This window comes from Mesorhizobium sp. WSM2240 (assembly GCF_040438645.1).
In the GTDB taxonomy this organism is placed as follows: Bacteria; Pseudomonadota; Alphaproteobacteria; order Rhizobiales; family Rhizobiaceae; genus Allomesorhizobium.
This window is the reverse complement of the sequence record NZ_CP159253.1, coordinates 469,651-486,682: the sequence shown is the minus strand read 5'-3', so window position 1 is coordinate 486,682 and position 17,032 is coordinate 469,651. Positions and strand designations below refer to the sequence as shown.

The window sequence follows — 17,032 nt, the reverse complement described above, 5'->3', positions numbered from 1 at the left end:
CGCGAAACATGATCGGGGCCTCAGCGCTGGGGTATCGTCGTCGTTCCCCAACTAATTTCCGCAGACCTCGCGGAACCGCTCCACGCAGGTCGTCAGGACCTCGTCGCCGGGTTTCTTCCACCAGTTTTCGGCCGAAAAGATTTCGACCTCTTGGGGACCGAAAAAGCCGGCGGCCTCCACCATTCGGCGGATCGCGGGCAGGTCGATGACGCCGTCGCCCATCATGCCGCGATCGGTAAGCATATCGCGGGTCGGCACCAGCCAATCGCAGATATGGTGGGCCATCAGCCGGTTCGGTCCGGCCCGCAAGGCCTGCGCCTTCAGGTCGGGATCCCACCAGCAGTGATAGACGTCCAGCGCAACGCCGAGCACGCCGGTCTTTTGCGGGTCGAGCGCGTCGCAAATGTCGAGCGCCTGGGAAAGCGTATTCACGCATGCCCGGTCGGCGGCGTACATTGGGTGAAGCGGTTCGATGGCGAGCGGCACCCCGGCGGCGATCGCGTCGGGCAGCACCGCGGCGATGCCCTCCACCACCATAGTGCGGGCGCCGGCGATGTCGCGCGAGCCGGCAGGAAGTCCGCCGACCACCAGCACCAGGCAATCGGCGCGCAGTGCCGCCGCTTCCTCGACGGCGCGGCGATTATCGTCGATTGCTGCCCTGCGCCCTTCGGCGTCGGGCCCCGGGAAGAAGCCGCCACGGCACAGGCCGGTCACTTGCAGCCCCTCCTCCCGCACGATGCGCGCCGCCTCATCCAGCCCGGCGGCGGCGACCTGATCGCGCCAGGGTGCAATGGCGCGGATGCCATGGCGAAGGCAACCTTCCACCGCCTCGGCGAAACCCCATTGCTGACGCACTGTCGCGAGATTGATTGACAGGCCTTCCACGATTTCGGTCATGACGTTGCTTTCCTGATTTCGAAGGAGGCGGACCAGGGCCGGCTCAATGTCGCATCATGCCGCGGTTTCCCAGCGCAGCAGGCGGGAGACGCCGCGCCGCACCGGCGGCAGCGCGAGCAGGATGACCAAGAGCGTCGCTATCCAGAGCACCATGCTGATCGGTCGGGTGAAGAAGGGCGTCAGGTCGCCGTCGGCGAGCACCAGGGCCCGGCGCAGGTTCTTGTCGAGGATTTCGCCGAGAATGATGCCGAGCACCAGCGGCGCCATCGGATACTTCATCTCGCGCAAGACGAAGCCGAGAATGCCGAAACCGATCATGACATAGACGTCGAACAGCCGCTGCGTGATGGCATAGGGCCCGATGACGCACAGCACGAAGATCACCGGCATCAGCCGCTCGCGCGGCACGCGCAGGACCTGCAGGAGAGGACGGGTCAGAAGAAGGCCGATGACGCCGATGGCAACCGTCGCCAGCATGACCATCCAGACGACCTGGAACACGAAGTCGGGCGCCTCGATCATGATCAGCGGCCCAGGCCTGATGCCATGAATCAGCATCGCCGCGAGCAGCACCGCCGCCGGCGCGGAGCCGGGAACAGCAAGCGTCAGCGCCGGGATCAGCGCGCCGGGGATTGCCGTGTTGTTGCCGGTCTCCGCAGCGATGAGGCCCTCGATCGAACCCTTGCCGAACTGCTCTTTCTCCTTCGATCCGCGGCGGGCGGCGGCGTAAGAAATCCAGGCGCCGATATCCTCGCCGACACCGGGAATGATGCCGACGACCGTGCCGATCACACCGGAGCGGCCGATGGTGCGCTTGTAGCGCCATAGTTCAGAGAGCTTCGGCAGTACACGACCGACGGACCTGGCGGCCAGCTCCGGCGCCCGGTTCTTCATCACGGTCAGGACTTCGGCGAAACCAAAGGCGCCAACCAGCGCTGGGATGAGCGCCAGCCCGCCGGCCAGATCGGGGATGCCGAAGGTGAGCCGATCGTAGGCATGAATGCTTTCCTGCCCGACCATGGCGACCATCAGGCCGAGAAAGCCGGAGATCCAGCCCTTCAGTGCATCGTCGAACGAAGTCATCTGCCCGGCGATGACGATGCCGAAGATGGCGAGCCAGAAATATTCGTATGAACCGAAGCGCAGTGCGAACTCGGCAAGCAGCGGCGCTATGGCTGCAAGAAACAGCACGCCGATGAAGGTGCCCATCATGGATGCGGTGGTGGCGATGCCCATCGCCTCGCCGCCGCGGCCCGAACGTGCGAGCGGAAAGCCGTCGAGCGTGGTTGCCGCATTGGCAGGCGTGCCGGGGATGTTGAGGAGGATCGCCGAGCGCGAACCGCCATAGATCGCTCCGACATAGACGGAGATCAGGATCAGGATCGCTTGGGCGGGCGGCAGCTGGTAGGTCAGCGTGGTTAGAAGCGCCACGCCCATGGTTGCGGTCAATCCCGGCAGCGAACCGATCAGTATGCCGGCAAGCGTCGCCCACAACACATTGAACAGCGTGGTGAAATTCGCGAAGACGGTGAACGCGTTGCCGAGTTGGACGAGGCCGTCAAGCATCGCGGGATCGCCCTTCGCTCACGGCAGCCGCACCAGGAACAGCCGCTCGAACAGGAGTGGCACAAGGATAGCGGCGGCGGCGGCAAGCACGGCCGCAATGGCGAGCTTCCGTGCCCGCGCCGGTGGCGGATCGTCTCGCTGCCATTCGAACGCGGCGACAAAAGCAAAGACGAAAAAACCGGTCGCGAGCCAGAAAGGGACGCGACCGACAAGGCCGGCTGCATAAGCCAGGCAGATCCCGAGGCAGGCGAGAAGACGCCGGCGCGCAGCACGAACATCAGCCGCCTCCTGCGGGTCAAGTGCGGGTGCGGGCGCACGAAGAGCCGCCGAAAATGTGGAGCGCAGTGCAAGTGCCGCGCCGAGCACCGCAATAATGATAGCGAGAAAACCGGGCACAAGTCCGGGGACGGTCCAGGGATTGATCCGCCGTGTCTCGAAGCGGGGCATACCGACCGCTTCCATGAGCACCGCCAAGCCAAACGCCACCAGGATCAGGCCTGTGACGAGGTCAGCGCGTATCAATTGTCTGTCTTGCATCACACCGGATCGTCGACTTGGGAAAGTCTAGGAGAAGCCGCGGGGCGTCGGGGCGCCCCGCGAGCGACACGCTCAGCGTGGCGGAATGCCAACGCTGGCCGGATCGACCTTAGCCTCATTGCGCTCCCACAGGCCCCAGGCGAATCCTTTATCGCCGGCATGGCCGCTTCCTTTGCCTCCTCGCCTCGCACCACGGCAACGATGGCGCCGCGGCTGGTCGCATAATCCTGCAAGGCCTTGGAGTTGGCTATCTTGTCGTCCCAGATCATATCGAGGGTCTGCAGAACCTCGTTCGGCGTTCCGGCCGGTACGAAGATGCCGAAATAGTTGTCCGATGCCGGGAAATCCGGGAGGATTGTGGTAATGGCCGGGATCTCGTCGACTCCCTCCAGCTTGAGCGGCTTGGTGCCGACAACCGCGAGCGGACGGATCCGCCCGGCGCGGATCATCTCCGCCTGTTCGACCGCAAGCTGGGTGGTCACCTCGGTCTCGCCTCCGGCGGTGGCGATGACGGCCGGATTGCCGCCGTCATAGGTGACATGGCGAGCCTCGACGCCGGCGCCGGTCGAGAACGCGCCAAGCGCGGCCCCTCCGGAAGAGTTGATGCCGGCCGTTGCAACGGTGACGGTGCCCGGATTGGCCTTCATGGCCTGAATCAGGTCTTCGAGGGTCTGGTAGGGCGTGTCGGCGTTGACGCCGATCACCGAGGAGTTGATGACGGCGAGATAGAAGTGCCAGTCGTCGAGCCTGGTGTCGAGCAGGCCGGTGACGGCATAGGTGCCGACGTCCTTGGCCGCGCCCGATGCCCAGGTGTAGCCCTCCTTCTCTGCTTCGAGCACCGACTTGGTGCCGATCGAACCGGAAGCGCCCGGCTGGTTGACGACGACCACGGTCTGTCCCAGTGCCGATTCGAGCTCGGTGGCAAGCAGGCGAACCACCTGATCGGTCGAGCCGCCGGCGCCCCAGGGCACCACGATCGTCACGGGTTTCGTCGGTTTCCAAGGGTAATCCTGTGCCTGGGCGGCGGCCATCGGCATCAGAGCCATGGCTGCGGCCAGTATCAGCTTGTAGAACATGTCCTTTTCCTCCCTAACAGTGGCTACCGGCCTGCGGTACCGTTGTCCGTTCGCAGGTCGGCCCTGGCCGCCTCACGTTATTCCGTGCACCGCCAGTACCTTGGCCATTCGCGCAGCCGCCCGCTCCGGATTATGGAGCACACGCGCGTGATCGGCGAAACGGAAGAGGTCGGCTAGGTGGAGCAGTGAGCGGGCGCTCTCCTGTCCGCCGACCATGACGAAATGATCCTGGAGACCGTTGAGGTAGGCGAGAAAGACAACGCCGGTCTTGTAGAAGCGGGTGGGCGCTTTGAAGATGTGCCGCGACAGCGGCACAGTCGGCTCGAGGATGTCGAAGAACTCGTTCTGGCTGCCGCGTCCGAGCGCGGCGAGACTGGCGGAGGCTGCCGGCGCGATGGCGTCGAAGATGCCGAGCAGGGCATCGGAATGGCCTTCCGCGTCTCCGGCTATCAGTTCGGCATAGTTGAAGTCGTCGCCCGTATACATGCGCACGCCGCCGGGCAGACGCCGGCGCATGGCGATTTCCTTTTCCTTCGATAGGAGCGAGATCTTGATGCCGTCGATCTTTGACGCATGCGCAGCCAGCACATCGAGACAAATGTCCATCGCCGCCCAATGGTCGGCGGAACCCCAATAGCCTTCAAGCGCCGGATCGAACATCTCCCCGAGCCAGTGGATGATGACCGGCTCCTTCACCTGTGCGAGTACCCGGTCATAGACACGCGCGTAATCGTCGGGGCCTTTCGCCGCCGCGGCGAGCGCCCGGCTCGCCATCAGGATGATGCGTCCGCCGACGGCCTCCACCGCCTCGACCTGATCCTCATAGGCGCGAATGACATCGTCGATCGTGACATCGCGGCCGGGAGCGAGATGGTCGGTGCCCGCGCCGCAGGCGACCACCGCGCCAGGCCGGGCTTTAGCCTCGGTGACCGAGCGGGTGATCAGTTCCCGCGCTTCCGGCCAGCCGAGTCCCATGCCACGCTGGGCGGTATCCATCGCTTCCGCCACCGCCAGCCCCAGATCCCACAGGTAATGGCGGAACTGAAGCGTCTTGTCCCAATCGATAGCCGGCATCAGCCAGGGATCATTGTCGGCAAGGGGATCGTCAACGACATGGGCGGCGGCAAACGCTATGCGCGGAAAGGAGGCCGCATCGCGGCGTTCGATGCGGATCGGCTCGCCCGTCATGGCGTAGGTCTCGATCCGCCGGTCGGCGGTGGGCAGCCGGATTTCGGTCATCATACGTCCAGCGCCGGAATGTCGAGCCAGCGCCGCTCCTTCCAGCTTTTCAGGCCGAGTTCGGCGAGTTGTACGCCCTTGGCGCCCTCGACGAGGTCGTATTTCCACGGACCGTCCTCGGCGACGTGGCGCAGGAACAGTTCCCATTGCTCCTTGAAGCCGTTGCCGGAAGGCCAGTTGTCCGGCACCTCCTCCCAAGTGTCGAAGAAGTCGATGGTCTGCGGGATGTCGGGATTCCATACCGGCTTGGGCGTGTTGACCCGGTGCTGGGTCCAGCATTTCGTCAGCCCGGCGACCGCTGAGCCGTGGGTGCCGTCGACGTGGAAGGTGACGAGGTCGTCGCGGCGCACCCGCGTAGTCCAGGAGGAGTTGACCTGCGCGATGACGCCCCCGTCGAGTTCGAAAGTCGCGTAGGCCGCGTCATCGGCATCGGCGTCGTATTTGCGGCCCTGTTCGTCGACGCGGGTCGGAATGTGCGTCGCGCCGAGGCAGGAGACGGACTTCACCTCGCCGAACAGATTGTCGAGCACGTAACGCCAGTGGCACAGCATGTCGAGGATGATGCCGCCGCCATCCTTCCTGCGGTAATTCCAGGAAGGACGCTGAGCCGGCTGCCAGTCGCCTTCGAACACCCAGTAGCCGAATTCGCCGCGCACCGAGAGCATGCGGCCGAAGAAGCCGGATTGGCGCAGCATTGCGAGCTTCTTCAGGCCGGGCAGGAACAGCTTGTCCTGGACGACGCCGTGCTTGATGCCGGCTGCCCTCGCCTTTCTGGCGAGCGCCAGGGCGACATGCAGTTTGTCGGAGATCGGCTTTTCGCAATAGACGTGCTTGCCGGCATCTATGGCGCGGCCGATGAGTTCGGCGCGCATCTGGGTGGTCGCGGCATCGAAGAATATCTCGTCCGCGCGATTGGAGAAAGCGGCCGCAAGGTCGGTAGTCCAGCGCTCGATGCCATGCGCTTTTGCGATCGCCTCGACCCTGCCGGCATTGCGTCCGACCAGGATCGGATCGGGCATCAGGCGGTCGCCGTTCGCCAGCGCCACGCCGCCTTGCGCGCGGATCGCCACGATCGAGCGGATCAGATGCTGGTTGAGACCCATGCGGCCGGTGATGCCGTGCATGATGATGCCGATGCGCCGCTCAGCCATTCTTCGCGCCTCCCTCGCGCCAGGCGTCCGTGAAACACCTGCTGATACCACCCGGCCAGTTCGGCCTGGCTTCAAGTAACTATCCGGTTACAAGATTGACTCGGAAATCCACCCTGGTCAAGGGGTCCTTTCCAATCAGGGTTTCAGGTAACCGAGCACGACGTCGACGATATGAGCGCCGCGCTCCTTTAGGGCGGCATCCGCGTTAAGATCGCGGCCGAAGATGGTCGACAACGTCCAGCGGTTCGACAGGTAGAAGAAACCGAGCGAGGCGATCGTGACGTAAAGCTGGACCGGATCGACGCCGGAGCGGAACAGCCCTTCGCGCGCTCCGCGCGCCAGCAGTCTGTCAATCAGCCCGATCAGCGGCGAATGAAGATCCTGGATGCGCTTCGAACGTTTCAGGTGGCGTGCCCGCATCATGTTTTCGGTATTGAGCAGCGACAGGAACTCCGGATTCTTCAGGAAATACTCCCAAGTGAAGGTCACCAGCCGCCGCATGCCTTCGTCCGGCGGCAAATCCTCCAGGTGCAGCTTGCGTTCAGCAACGCGGATGCCCCGGTAGGTCTCCTCCAGTACGGCGAGGTAGAGGTCCTCCTTGTTGCCGAAATAGTGATAGAGCATCCGTTTGTTGATCTTCGCCCGCGCCGCGATTGCATCGACACGGGCGCCGCCAAAACCTTCGGTCGCAAATTCGCGGACGGCTGCATCGAGGATCGCTGCGCGAGTGCGCTCCGGATCGCGCGTAGCACCTGCAGTGCTTGAACCGCGTCTGTTCTTTGCCAGCTTTTCATCAGCGGCTGGTATGGCCGTACCGGCGGCGGTCGCCGCTTCGTCCGTCTGCGTCATGCCCCGCCCCGCCTGATTACCCGCCACCATGAGCCCGCAAAGTTGGGGTTTCGTCAATGAGCCGGCTCAGCCGGTCGGTATCCGGGTTCATATCCGCGCGGCCTCGGCCGGCGCCTGTTCGATGCGGGGAGCCCCGCCAGGGATCTCACCGGCGTCGCGGCTGATCACGAGCCCGTCGCCGCCGAAGACGTGGCAGGCGGCCTCATCCAATTCTATACCCACCCGCTCGCCGGACCGGACGGCGGCCTGGCCCTTGATCTCGACGACAATTGTTTCTCCCGAGAGCAGCGCGATGTAGAGAAAGGTCTCGCCGCCGAGATGCTCCGCGATCTGCACCTCGCCGGTGAGCATGGCGCCAGCCGGATCGATGATCCTGAGATGCTCCGGCCGGACACCGAAGGTGACCTTTTCTCGATCCGGCCGGCGAGCACCCGCTGCCGGGAAGGTCAGATCGAGGCCGGACCGCCCCCGGATGCGTGTCTCGCCGCCCTCGCCGGCAATCATCTCCGCGGCAAGGAAATTCATGCGCGGCGATCCGATGAAGCCGGCCACGAACAGATTGGCGGGGTGGTTATAGAGGTCGAGCGGCGTGCCGACCTGCTCGATCACGCCGGCGCGCAGCACGACGATGCGGTCGGCTAGCGTCATCGCCTCGACCTGGTCGTGGGTGACGAAGATCATCGTCGTCCCGAGCCTGCGGTGCAGCTTATTGATCTCCACCCGCATCTGCACCCGAAGTTCGGCGTCGAGATTCGAGAGCGGCTCGTCGAATAGGAAAATCCGCGGCTCACGGACGATGGCGCGGCCGATGGCGACGCGTTGGCGCTGCCCGCCGGAGAGCTGTCCCGGCCTGCGGTCGAGAAGCGCGTCGATCTGGAGAATTTCGGCGGCCTCGGCCACCCGCTTTTTCGTCTCCTCGCGCGAGGCGCCCATGGTCTCGAGGCCGAAGGAGAGGTTCTTGCGCACCGTCATATGCGGATAGAGCGCGTAGGACTGGAAGACCATGGCGAGGCCGCGTTTGGCGGCGGCAATGTCGTTGACCAGTTGGCCATCGATGTAGACTTCGCCCGCGGATATCCCCTCCAGCCCCGCGATCATCCTGAGCAGTGTCGATTTCCCGCAGCCGGATGGGCCGACAAAGACCACGAACTCGCCATCCTCAATCGTCAGGTCGACCCCGTGGATGACTTCCACCGAGCCGAACCGCTTGACGACGTTGCGCAGTTCCAGGCTTGCCATTACGCCACCTCCCTGTCCGGCCGGGGGAGCCAGCCGGCATAAAGCGGATGATCCCGTCCGATCGGCAGGCGTACCGCCTCGCCCGTGCGCGCCGAGTGATAGGCGGCGGTAATGAGTTCCAGCGAAGGCCGCGCATCCGCGATTGAGACTGGCAGTGCACCACCTTCGGTGAGCGCGCGGTGCAGCCGCAGGAACTGGCCGGCATAGCGCTCGGGCTGAGGCTCGACCTCCGCGACCGCCGCATCGATGGCTCGCTGGCGTTCTGGATCGGCAGCGATGAAGCGCCACGGCGCAGTGCCGGGATTGTACGGGCTGCGATTGCTCTCTGCCGTCAGGCCATCGAAGCAAAAGCGCAGCCGCGACATGTCCTCCTCCGCGCCGAGCGTGACTGACAAAGTGGCAAGCGAGCCATCCGCCATCTCAAGCACGGCAGCCGCGCAATCCTCTGTCTCGATCGGATTCACCCGCGTCGAGGTGCGGGCGAAGACGCTACGAGCCGGACCAAGCACATGCGTCAGAATATCGTGGTTATGGATAGCGTGCGTGACCAGGCAGCCGCCTAGCTCGGTCGCCCAGCGGCCGCGCCATGGATTGTCGTAATAGGCCGGCAGGCGTCGCCAGTGCGTCTCCACGGTCGCGGCATAGGCCTTGCCGACGAAGCCCCGCTCGCGCAGGTGGAGCAATTGCGCAATGCCGTCGGAGAAGCGGTACTGGAACACCGGGCAGACCCTTCTGCCGCTCTGTCCCTCGATCTCGGCCAGCGCATCAGCTTCGGCGAGCGAACTGGCGAAGGGTTTCTCCACCACCACGTGACGGCCGGCCAGCAGCGCCTTGCGGGCTTGCTCGAAGTGCAGCGCCGACGGAGTGCAGATGTCGACGATGTCCAGGTCGTGTTCAAGGAACGCATCGAAATTCCCAACGGACACTCGCACTCCATGCTCGCCGGCAATCGTCGCCGCCCGTCCCGCATCGATGTCGCAGAGCGCCTCGACCGAATAGAGGTCTGGCAGTTCCTGGTAGCCCTTGATGTGGCCGACGCCGACGCCGCAGCCGACCACGCCGACCTTCAGACGCCTGCTCATGCCGTTTTCTCCGGAGGCCTGCTGCCGCCGATGCGGGCGGCTTTGGCCTGCGCCGTCAGAGCGAGTTCCGTGGCGAGAAAGCAATGTTCTTGCGGCATCGCCGTCTCGGTCCGGTTCAGCACATCGTCACGCAGCTGCTCGCCATAGGTGATCTTTGTCCGAGAGCAGTCAATGTGGCGCGTGCCCGTGTGATCGACGAGGAACAGATGATCGCCGCCTGGCCTGCCGGCGATGTCGATATATTTGCGGAGCTCAATCGTCCCTTCGGTGCCGAGAATGAACAGCCGCCCGTCGCCCCAGGTGGGCAGGCCGCCGGCGGTGAACCAGTCGACGCGGATATAGCCGGCGGCGTGGTCGGAGCGCAGCACTATGTCGCCGAAATCCTCGAATTCGGGTGTGTCAGGGTGATCGAAATTGGCGACCTGGCTGGCGACGATTTCGGCCCGGTCGCTGCCGGTGAAGAACAGGAACTGCTCGACCTGGTGCGAGCCGATATCGGTGAGAATGCCGCCTGTGCGCTCGCGTTTCCAGAACCAGTCGGGACGCTGGTAGTTGCCGATGCGGTGGGGACCGAGACCGATCGTCTGCAGCACGCGACCGATAGCACCGGCCCTGACCATTTCGCCGGCAGCGACCGTAGCCGGCTGGGTGTAGTGCTCGGAATAGAGAATGGACAGGATTCGGCCGGTCTCGGCTTGCGTCCGGCGCAGTTCGGCGAGTTGCTCCAGCGTCGTCGCGCCCGGCTTGTCCAGCATCACGTCCTTGCCGTGGCGCATGGCCCTGACCGCCATCGGCGCCCGGTCCGCAAGGATCCCGGCCCCGATCACCAGGAGGATTTCAGGGTCGTCGAGGATTGCGCGCTCGTCGGCTACGCGCCTGGCGTCCGGGAACTTCGCAGCATAAGCGGCGGCCAGATCGTCCTCCGGCGCGAAAAAGGCCTTCAACCGGCAGCCGGCTTCAATCATGACCTCCGTCTGGCCGTAGATGTGGCCATGATTCAGGCCGATTGCGGCGAATGCAAATCCAGGCGATCCCATCACTATCCTTTCATGTTCAATAGCCAGCTCAGCGTTTCAGCGCGCCCAACGCGACGCCCCTGATGATGAGGCGCTGGAAGGCAAGAAAGACGAAGAAGACCGGCACCAGCGACAGAGTCGACATCGCGAAGAGCTGGCCGAAGCGGGATTCGCCGGTGGCGTCGACGAAGGCGCGCAGCGCCAGCGGCACCGTATAGTCGCGCATATCGTTCAGATAGATCAGCGGCGCGAGGAAGTCGTCATAGGTCCAGATGAAGGAGAAGATGGCCGCCGTGGCAAGCACCGGCGTCGAAAGCGGCAGCATGATGCGCCAGTAGATGCGCCATGGCCCGCAGCCATCCATGATTGCCGCCTCGTCGATCTCGCGCGGAATGCCGCGGAAGAACTGCACCATCAGGAAGATGAAGAAGGCGTCGACGGCGAGGAAGCGCGGAACCACCAGCGGCAGGAAGGTGTCGACCCAGCCGAGCCTCAGGAACAGGATGTATTGAGGCACCAGGGTGACGTGATAGGGCAGCATCAGCGTGCCGAGCATCAGCGCAAACCATAGCCACTTCAGGCGGAAGTTCAGCCGCGCGAAGGCGAAGGCGGTCAACGAGCAGGCGAACAGGTTGCCGACCACCGCCAGCGACGCGATGATGAAGGAGTTCTTGTAGAACTCCGTGAAGCTGACCCTGAGTGCGTTCCAGCCCTCGGCGTAGTTGTCCCAGTCCCATTCGCCGGGGATCAGCCCAGGCTCGCTGAAGATCAGCTCCTCCGGCTTGAACGAACTGGCGATCATCCACAGCAGCGGATACAGCATGCCGAAGGCTGCGATAAGCAATATGCCGTGCCGCAGGAGCGACCTGCGCAATGCGGGGGCTTTCGATCCCGTCGCCATCTAGCGGCCCTCGTCCTCGTAATAGACCCAGTAGCGCGAGCTGAGGAACGCCAGCGCGGTGAAGATGCCGATGATGACCAGCAGTATCCAGGCGAGCGCCGAGGCATAGCCCATGCGGAAATTGGCGAAGGCTTCCTCGTAGAGATACAGCGTGTAGAAGAGCGTCGAATCGATCGGCCCGCCGGTGCCGCCCGAAACGATGAAGGCCTGCGTGAAGGCCTTGAATGCCTCGATCGTTTGCAGCACGAGATTGAAGAAAATGACTGGCGCGAGCAGCGGCAGCGTTATGCGGAAGAACTGCCGCATCGGACCGGCGCCGTCCATGGAAGCAGCTTCATAAAGGTCCTGCGGAATCTGCCGCAGGCCGGCGAGAAAAATGATCATCGGCGAACCGAACTGCCAGATGGCGAGCATCACAAGTGTCGACAGCGCGTAATTCGGATGCGTCACCCAGGACGGGCCGATGAATCCGGTCAGCGCCAGAAGCTGGTTGACCAGGCCCGCCTGCCCGAAAATCTGCCGCCACAGAACGGCCACCGCAACCGACGCGCCGAGCAGAGAGGGCAGGTAAAAAACGGCGCGGTAGAAGGAAACGCCCCTTACGCTTCGGTCGAGCGCCATAGCGAGCGCAAGGGCTGCGGCAAGCTTCAGCGGCACCGACCACACGACGTAGGTGAAGGTGACGGATAGAGCCGTCCGCAGACGGGAGTCGCTGAAGAGGGCATAGGAATAGTTCTTCAGCCCGGCCCAGCGCGGCGCGGTCAGGAGATCGTAGTCGGTGAAGGAGAGATAGAGCGACGCGATTGTCGGACCGAGCGTCAGGCCGAAGAAGCCGATCAGCCAAGGCGTCAGGAACAGGTATCCGGCGGCGTTGCGCTGGAACGAGCGGACGATGCGATCGCGCAACGCGGGCGGCGCGACGGCGCGTCGCCCTTCTCCGATTGCGGTTGATGCCACCGGGCTGCTCCGACGGGTCAGCTTCGCGCCAGCGTGTCCTTGGCTTTTTCGTAGAACCGCTTGGCGCCTTCCTCAACGCTGAGCTGACCGAAAGCTACAGCTTCCCAACCCGGTCGCATGGCCCGGTCGACCTCGCCGGCATTCTTGGGCGGCGGCGGCGGCAGCGGTCCTACCGATTTGGCGACCACGTTCAGATAGTCGATGATCGCGGTTTCCGTCTCACCAAGATTGGAGACCAGGCGCTCGCGTATGCTGGCGTCGCCGGAAACGCCGCGCTCGATCTGCAGGATGTCGTTGGCCTCGGGATCGGTGATGAAGAAATTGACGAGCTTCGCCGCCTGGTCCTGGGCGGCCGACGACGCGGCCATGGAGAGCAGCATCGACGGCTTCATGTATTGCCCCGGCTGCCCGCCCTTCTGGTTCGGAAGCATGGTAAGGGCGGCCTTGTCCTTCATCAGCTTCTGCACGGCGACCAACTGGTTCGAATGGCAGAAGTCTACGACCGAATGTCCGGTGGCGATCATCTGTGTCTCGATCGATTCGACGTCGAGCGCCTGCACGTCCGGCGGCGGCGTCAGCCCGTCCTGCTGCATCTGGTACCAGAGCGCCCAGAACTCCGTCAGGTCTTCCAGATCGAAGCCGAGCTGGCCGTCATCGGTGTAGAGCGCCTTGCCACGCTGGCGCACCCAGGTCTCGAACCAAGGCTCCTCCATGCCGCGATTGGCGATGAAATAGAGATCCTTGGGAAGCTTGTCCTTGACGTCCTTGCCTATCGCCAGCAGGTCGTCATAGGTCCACGTGATCGGGTCGGGCAGGGTGACGCCGAGTTCGTCGAGCTTGGTCTTGTTGTAGACGATCGCCATGGAATTGGCGCCCATTGAGATGCCGTAGAGCTTGCCGTCGACCTTGCCGGACTCGAGCTGGTTCTTGTCGAAATCGGCGAGATCCAGACCATTGCCGATGAATGGATCGAGTTCGGCGAGCTGGCCGCGCCGCGCATATTCGAAGATGAACCGGTAATCCATCTGGATGACGTCGGGCAGGCTGCCTCCCGCCGCCTGTGTGGCGAGCTTTTGCCAATAATCGCCCCACTGATAATTTTCGGGAGCGATGGTCACGTCGGCATTCTTCTTTTGGTAGAGGTCGACGACTTCGTTGGTGCGGCGGTCGCGGTCCGGATTGCCCCACCAGATGAGGCGAAGCCGGGTTTCGGCCTGCGCCGGAGTCATCGTTCCACCGAGAACTGCAAGCGATGCGCCGGCGGCCGTGAGGCGGCCGAAGTCCCGCCGAGAAATGCGGTTGTTCATGTGCTGCTCCTCCCTGAGCGTTCGGGCCGTCGCCCTTGGTCACGGATGCCGCCTGACAGCGGAGCCTCCGCATAGGTCGATAGTAACTCAATGGTTACTTGGCTGCAACATGGCCCGTCCGGCATTGCGCGACCGCGGCGACTACCGAGACCGGCGTAGCTGTCCGCCGGTTCCACTGCAAGATCAGGCTTGGCCCCCGCCTTCCAGCAGCGGCTTCACCGGCACGGGGCGACCGGTGCGGGCGCTCTCGACGGCGGCGATGCCGGTGAGGACCGAGATAGCGCCGGCCCGCCCGCCCGCCCGCTGCCCGAGCGGATCGGCCGCTCCCGGTTCGAACAGCATCTTTTGCAGCGCGAGGTCCCCGCCGAAATGCCCACCGGCCTGGTGGGGAATGCGGATGCGCTCCGCTTGGCCGAAATTGCGCATCACGAAAATCTCATCCTCGTCGGGCGTCTCCCATGCCTGGCGCTCATACTGGCGGACCTCGACGCGGCCTTTCGTGCCGTTGAAGGCGAGATGATGGCCTTCGATCGGCATGAAAGTGTTGAGCGAGTACGAAACCTGGACGCCGCTTTCATAGAGGATAGCCGCACTCATCGTGTCGAAGATGTCGATCTCCTCGCGGAAAACGCAGGCGTCGCGGAAATAGCCGTCCTCGCGCGACGGGTCTTCGTAGAGCATGTCGAGCCAGGGGTCGCGGCCGATGTCGATATGCAAGTCGCAGATGGAGGCGTGCGGGCAAATCTTGCAGCGGGGGCCGCGGAACGGGCCGGCGCGCCCGTAATAGCGAAGCGCACCGCGGGCGAAGACCTCCTGCGGGTCGGACGCCAGATACCAGTTCAGGAGGTCGAAATGGTGGGTGGCCTTGTGGACGAAGAGGCTGCCGGAGTGGGCGAGAAAGGCGTGCCAGCGGCGGAAATAATCGGCGCCGTGCTGGACATCGAGATACCAATGGAAATCGACCGATACGACTTCGCCGATTGCGCCGGACAGCAGGACTTCCTTGATGGCCCTCGCGGTTGGCGAGAAGCGATAGTTGAAGCCCACATCGACGCGTCGACCCGTGCGCCTCTCGGCCTCCAGAATGGCCCGGCACATCTCCGCCGTCGTGGTCATGGGCTTTTCGGTCAGCACGTCCACGCCTGCTTCGAGCGCCGCTACAATCATCTCGGCATGGGTGTCGTCGCGGCTGCAGACGATCAGCATGTCCGGTTTGGTCGCCGAAAGCATGGCGTGAGGATCGGTGAAAACCGGCGCTGCCGTGCCGATCGCCGCACGGGCGCGCTCCAGCCGCAGGGAGTTCCGGTCCGAAAGACCGACAAACTCGACCCATTGGCCGCAATTGGCGAGCAGTTCCCTGCCCCACGTGCCAGCGCCGCGATGGCCGGTGCCGACCAAGGCGACGCGCCGCTTCCGCGCGCCTTCATTCATCTGATCTTATTGCCTCCATTGGTCCGAGCTTCGGCTTCAACCGCGAGCGTAGCCCAGAGTTGTTTGAAACGCGACGTTTGGTCCATGACTGTGGATCAGCATAACGGTCATTGCAGAGTCGCCCTCGTGTCATGTTGCAACGCGGGATGATCTCGCCCTATAGAGGGTCATTCGATCGGACCCGGTGCGAATCCGGGTGGCTCTTCCGGCCGCCGATCCGCCGGACAACGCAACCGCCAACTATAAGCTTTTGAACGGATCGCCCGATCCGAGCGGTTTTGTGTTTCAATGGACTCTTCATGCATTCACTTACCGTGTACCGCGATCAGTGGTTCGGCAACATTCGCAGCGACATCCTCGCAGGTCTGGTCGTCGCCCTGGCGCTCATCCCTGAAGCAATCGCCTTTTCCATCATTGCGGGGGTTGACCCCAAGGTCGGCCTTTACGCTTCCTTCTCTATCGCGGTGATCGTCGCCATCACCGGCGGCCGTCCCGGGATGATTTCGGCGGCCACGGCGGCAACCGCGGTGCTGATGGTGACCCTGGTGAAGGAGCATGGGCTTCAATATCTCTTGGCCGCCACCGTGCTTGCCGGCATCATTCAGATCGCAGCCGGGCTGCTGCGTCTCGGCTACGTCATGCGCTTTGTGTCGCGCTCAGTGATGACGGGTTTCCTCAATGCGCTCGCGATCCTCATCTTCATGGCGCAGTTGCCGGAACTCATCGGCGTGCCGTGGCTGACCTATGTGATGGTGGCGGCCGGCCTCGGCATCATCTACCTGTTTCCACTCCTCACCAAATCGGTTCCCTCTCCGTTGGTCTGCATCCTCGTGCTGACCGCAGTCGCCATGTATTTCGGCTTCGACCTGAGGACCGTGGGCGACATGGGCGAACTGCCTTCGACGCTGCCTGTCTTCCTTATCCCGCAGATTCCGCCGAACCTTGAAACCGTGACGATCATCCTGCCTTATTCGGCGGCGGTGGCGGCGGTCGGATTGCTGGAATCGCTGATGACCGCCTCGATCGTCGACGATCTTACCGATACGCCGAGCGACAAGAACCAGGAATGCATCGGTCAAGGCATCGCCAACACCGCGACCGGATTCATCGGCGGCATGGCCGGTTGCGCCATGATCGGCCAGTCGATCATCAACGTGAAATCGGGTGGGCGCGGACGGCTTTCGACTTTCTGCGCGGGTATGTTCCTGCTGTTCATGATCGTCGTTCTCGGCGACTGGGTGAAGCAGATACCGATGGCGGCGCTCGTCGCCATCATGATCATGGTCTCGATCGGGACATTCTCCTGGTCGTCAGTAAGGAACCTCAAGCACCACCCGCGCAGTTCGTCCGTCGTCATGCTGGCAACGGTCGTGTGCGTCGTCTTCACCCACAATCTGGCGATCGGCGTTCTCGTCGGCGTTCTTCTGTCCGGCATTTTCTTTGCCTGGAAGATCGCGCAGATCTTCCGGGTCACTTCGACGCTGTCGCAGGATGGAACGGCGCGAACCTACGTCATCGAAGGCCAGGTCTTCTTTGCGTCCGCCGACGATTTCACCGCCGCCTTCGATTTCAAGGAAGCGCTTGAAAAGGTCACCATCGATGTCAGCCGGGCGCATATCTGGGACATCTCCAGCGTCGCCGCGCTCGACATGATCGTGCTGAAATTCCGCAGGGAGGGGGCGGCGGTCGATATTGTAGGACTGAACGAGGCGAGCGAGACGATCGTGGACAGGCTCGCCATCCACGACAAGCCAGGGGCGCTCGAACGTCTCATGGGACATTGA

At 63.6% G+C, this 17,032-nt stretch carries 15 protein-coding genes and 1 other annotated feature; of the genes, 1 reads left to right on the top strand and 14 read right to left on the bottom strand.

Features of this window, described 5'->3' with window-relative positions; genetic code table 11:
* Positions 1-51: 51 nt before the first annotated feature.
* From ABVK50_RS02305 to ABVK50_RS02240, 14 genes are all read right to left on the bottom strand, one after another.
* Positions 52-897 (bottom strand): sugar phosphate isomerase/epimerase family protein, encoded by an 846-nt coding sequence (locus tag ABVK50_RS02305; protein ID WP_353642979.1) that lies wholly within the window; start codon positions 895-897, stop codon positions 52-54.
* A gap of 54 nt (positions 898-951) precedes the next feature.
* Positions 952-2,463, bottom strand: a complete 1,512-nt coding sequence (locus ABVK50_RS02300; protein ID WP_353642980.1) for a tripartite tricarboxylate transporter permease — start codon at positions 2,461-2,463, stop codon at positions 952-954.
* Between the two features lie 18 nt (positions 2,464-2,481).
* Entirely contained in the window at positions 2,482-3,000 is a 519-nt protein-coding gene (locus ABVK50_RS02295; RefSeq protein ID WP_353642981.1) for a tripartite tricarboxylate transporter TctB family protein, read from the bottom strand.
* The gene (locus ABVK50_RS02290; protein WP_353646996.1) at positions 3,000-4,076 is read right to left on the bottom strand and encodes a tripartite tricarboxylate transporter substrate binding protein; all 1,077 of its coding nucleotides are present in this window, start codon (positions 4,074-4,076) and stop codon (positions 3,000-3,002) included. Before ABVK50_RS02290 ends, ABVK50_RS02295 begins: the two co-directional genes overlap by 1 nt.
* A 72-nt stretch (positions 4,077-4,148) precedes the next feature.
* Complete coding sequence (locus ABVK50_RS02285) at positions 4,149-5,315, bottom strand: dihydrodipicolinate synthase family protein (protein ID WP_353642983.1); 1,167 nt, start codon at positions 5,313-5,315, stop codon at positions 4,149-4,151.
* On the bottom strand, positions 5,315-6,466 hold the full coding sequence (locus ABVK50_RS02280; RefSeq protein ID WP_353642984.1) for a Gfo/Idh/MocA family oxidoreductase: 1,152 nt from the start codon (positions 6,464-6,466) through the stop codon (positions 5,315-5,317). Before ABVK50_RS02280 ends, ABVK50_RS02285 begins: the two co-directional genes overlap by 1 nt.
* Positions 6,467-6,601: 135 nt before the next feature.
* Entirely contained in the window at positions 6,602-7,273 is a 672-nt protein-coding gene (locus ABVK50_RS02275) for a TetR/AcrR family transcriptional regulator (RefSeq protein ID WP_353646044.1), read from the bottom strand.
* 129 nt (positions 7,274-7,402) lie between these two features.
* Entirely contained in the window at positions 7,403-8,554 is a 1,152-nt protein-coding gene (gene ugpC / locus ABVK50_RS02270) for a sn-glycerol-3-phosphate ABC transporter ATP-binding protein UgpC (protein ID WP_353642985.1), read from the bottom strand.
* A complete protein-coding gene (locus ABVK50_RS02265; RefSeq protein ID WP_353642986.1) occupies positions 8,554-9,636 on the bottom strand; it encodes a Gfo/Idh/MocA family oxidoreductase in 1,083 nt (360 codons plus the stop codon). The genes ugpC and ABVK50_RS02265 overlap by 1 nt, the downstream gene beginning before the upstream one ends.
* The gene (locus tag ABVK50_RS02260) at positions 9,633-10,673 is read right to left on the bottom strand and encodes a Gfo/Idh/MocA family oxidoreductase (RefSeq protein WP_353646045.1); all 1,041 of its coding nucleotides are present in this window, start codon (positions 10,671-10,673) and stop codon (positions 9,633-9,635) included. Before ABVK50_RS02260 ends, ABVK50_RS02265 begins: the two co-directional genes overlap by 4 nt.
* Positions 10,674-10,701: 28 nt before the next feature.
* Positions 10,702-11,553 (bottom strand): carbohydrate ABC transporter permease, encoded by an 852-nt coding sequence (locus tag ABVK50_RS02255; RefSeq protein ID WP_353642987.1) that lies wholly within the window; start codon positions 11,551-11,553, stop codon positions 10,702-10,704.
* The gene (locus ABVK50_RS02250; RefSeq protein WP_353646046.1) at positions 11,554-12,459 is read right to left on the bottom strand and encodes a sugar ABC transporter permease; all 906 of its coding nucleotides are present in this window, start codon (positions 12,457-12,459) and stop codon (positions 11,554-11,556) included. It abuts the gene before it with no gap.
* Positions 12,460-12,527: 68 nt separating this feature from the next.
* Entirely contained in the window at positions 12,528-13,817 is a 1,290-nt protein-coding gene (locus tag ABVK50_RS02245; protein WP_353642988.1) for an ABC transporter substrate-binding protein, read from the bottom strand.
* A gap of 183 nt (positions 13,818-14,000) precedes the next feature.
* Positions 14,001-15,248, bottom strand: a complete 1,248-nt coding sequence (locus ABVK50_RS02240; RefSeq protein ID WP_353642989.1) for a Gfo/Idh/MocA family oxidoreductase — start codon at positions 15,246-15,248, stop codon at positions 14,001-14,003.
* Between the two features lie 174 nt (positions 15,249-15,422).
* Positions 15,423-15,478, top strand: a sequence feature (sul1 is cis-regulatory element that is thought to sense ions involved in sulfur or methionine metabolism; They are found in Alphaproteobacteria).
* A gap of 69 nt (positions 15,479-15,547) precedes the next feature.
* Here ABVK50_RS02240 and ABVK50_RS02235 point away from each other — a divergent pair.
* On the top strand, positions 15,548-17,032 hold the full coding sequence (locus tag ABVK50_RS02235) for a SulP family inorganic anion transporter (protein WP_353642990.1): 1,485 nt from the start codon (positions 15,548-15,550) through the stop codon (positions 17,030-17,032).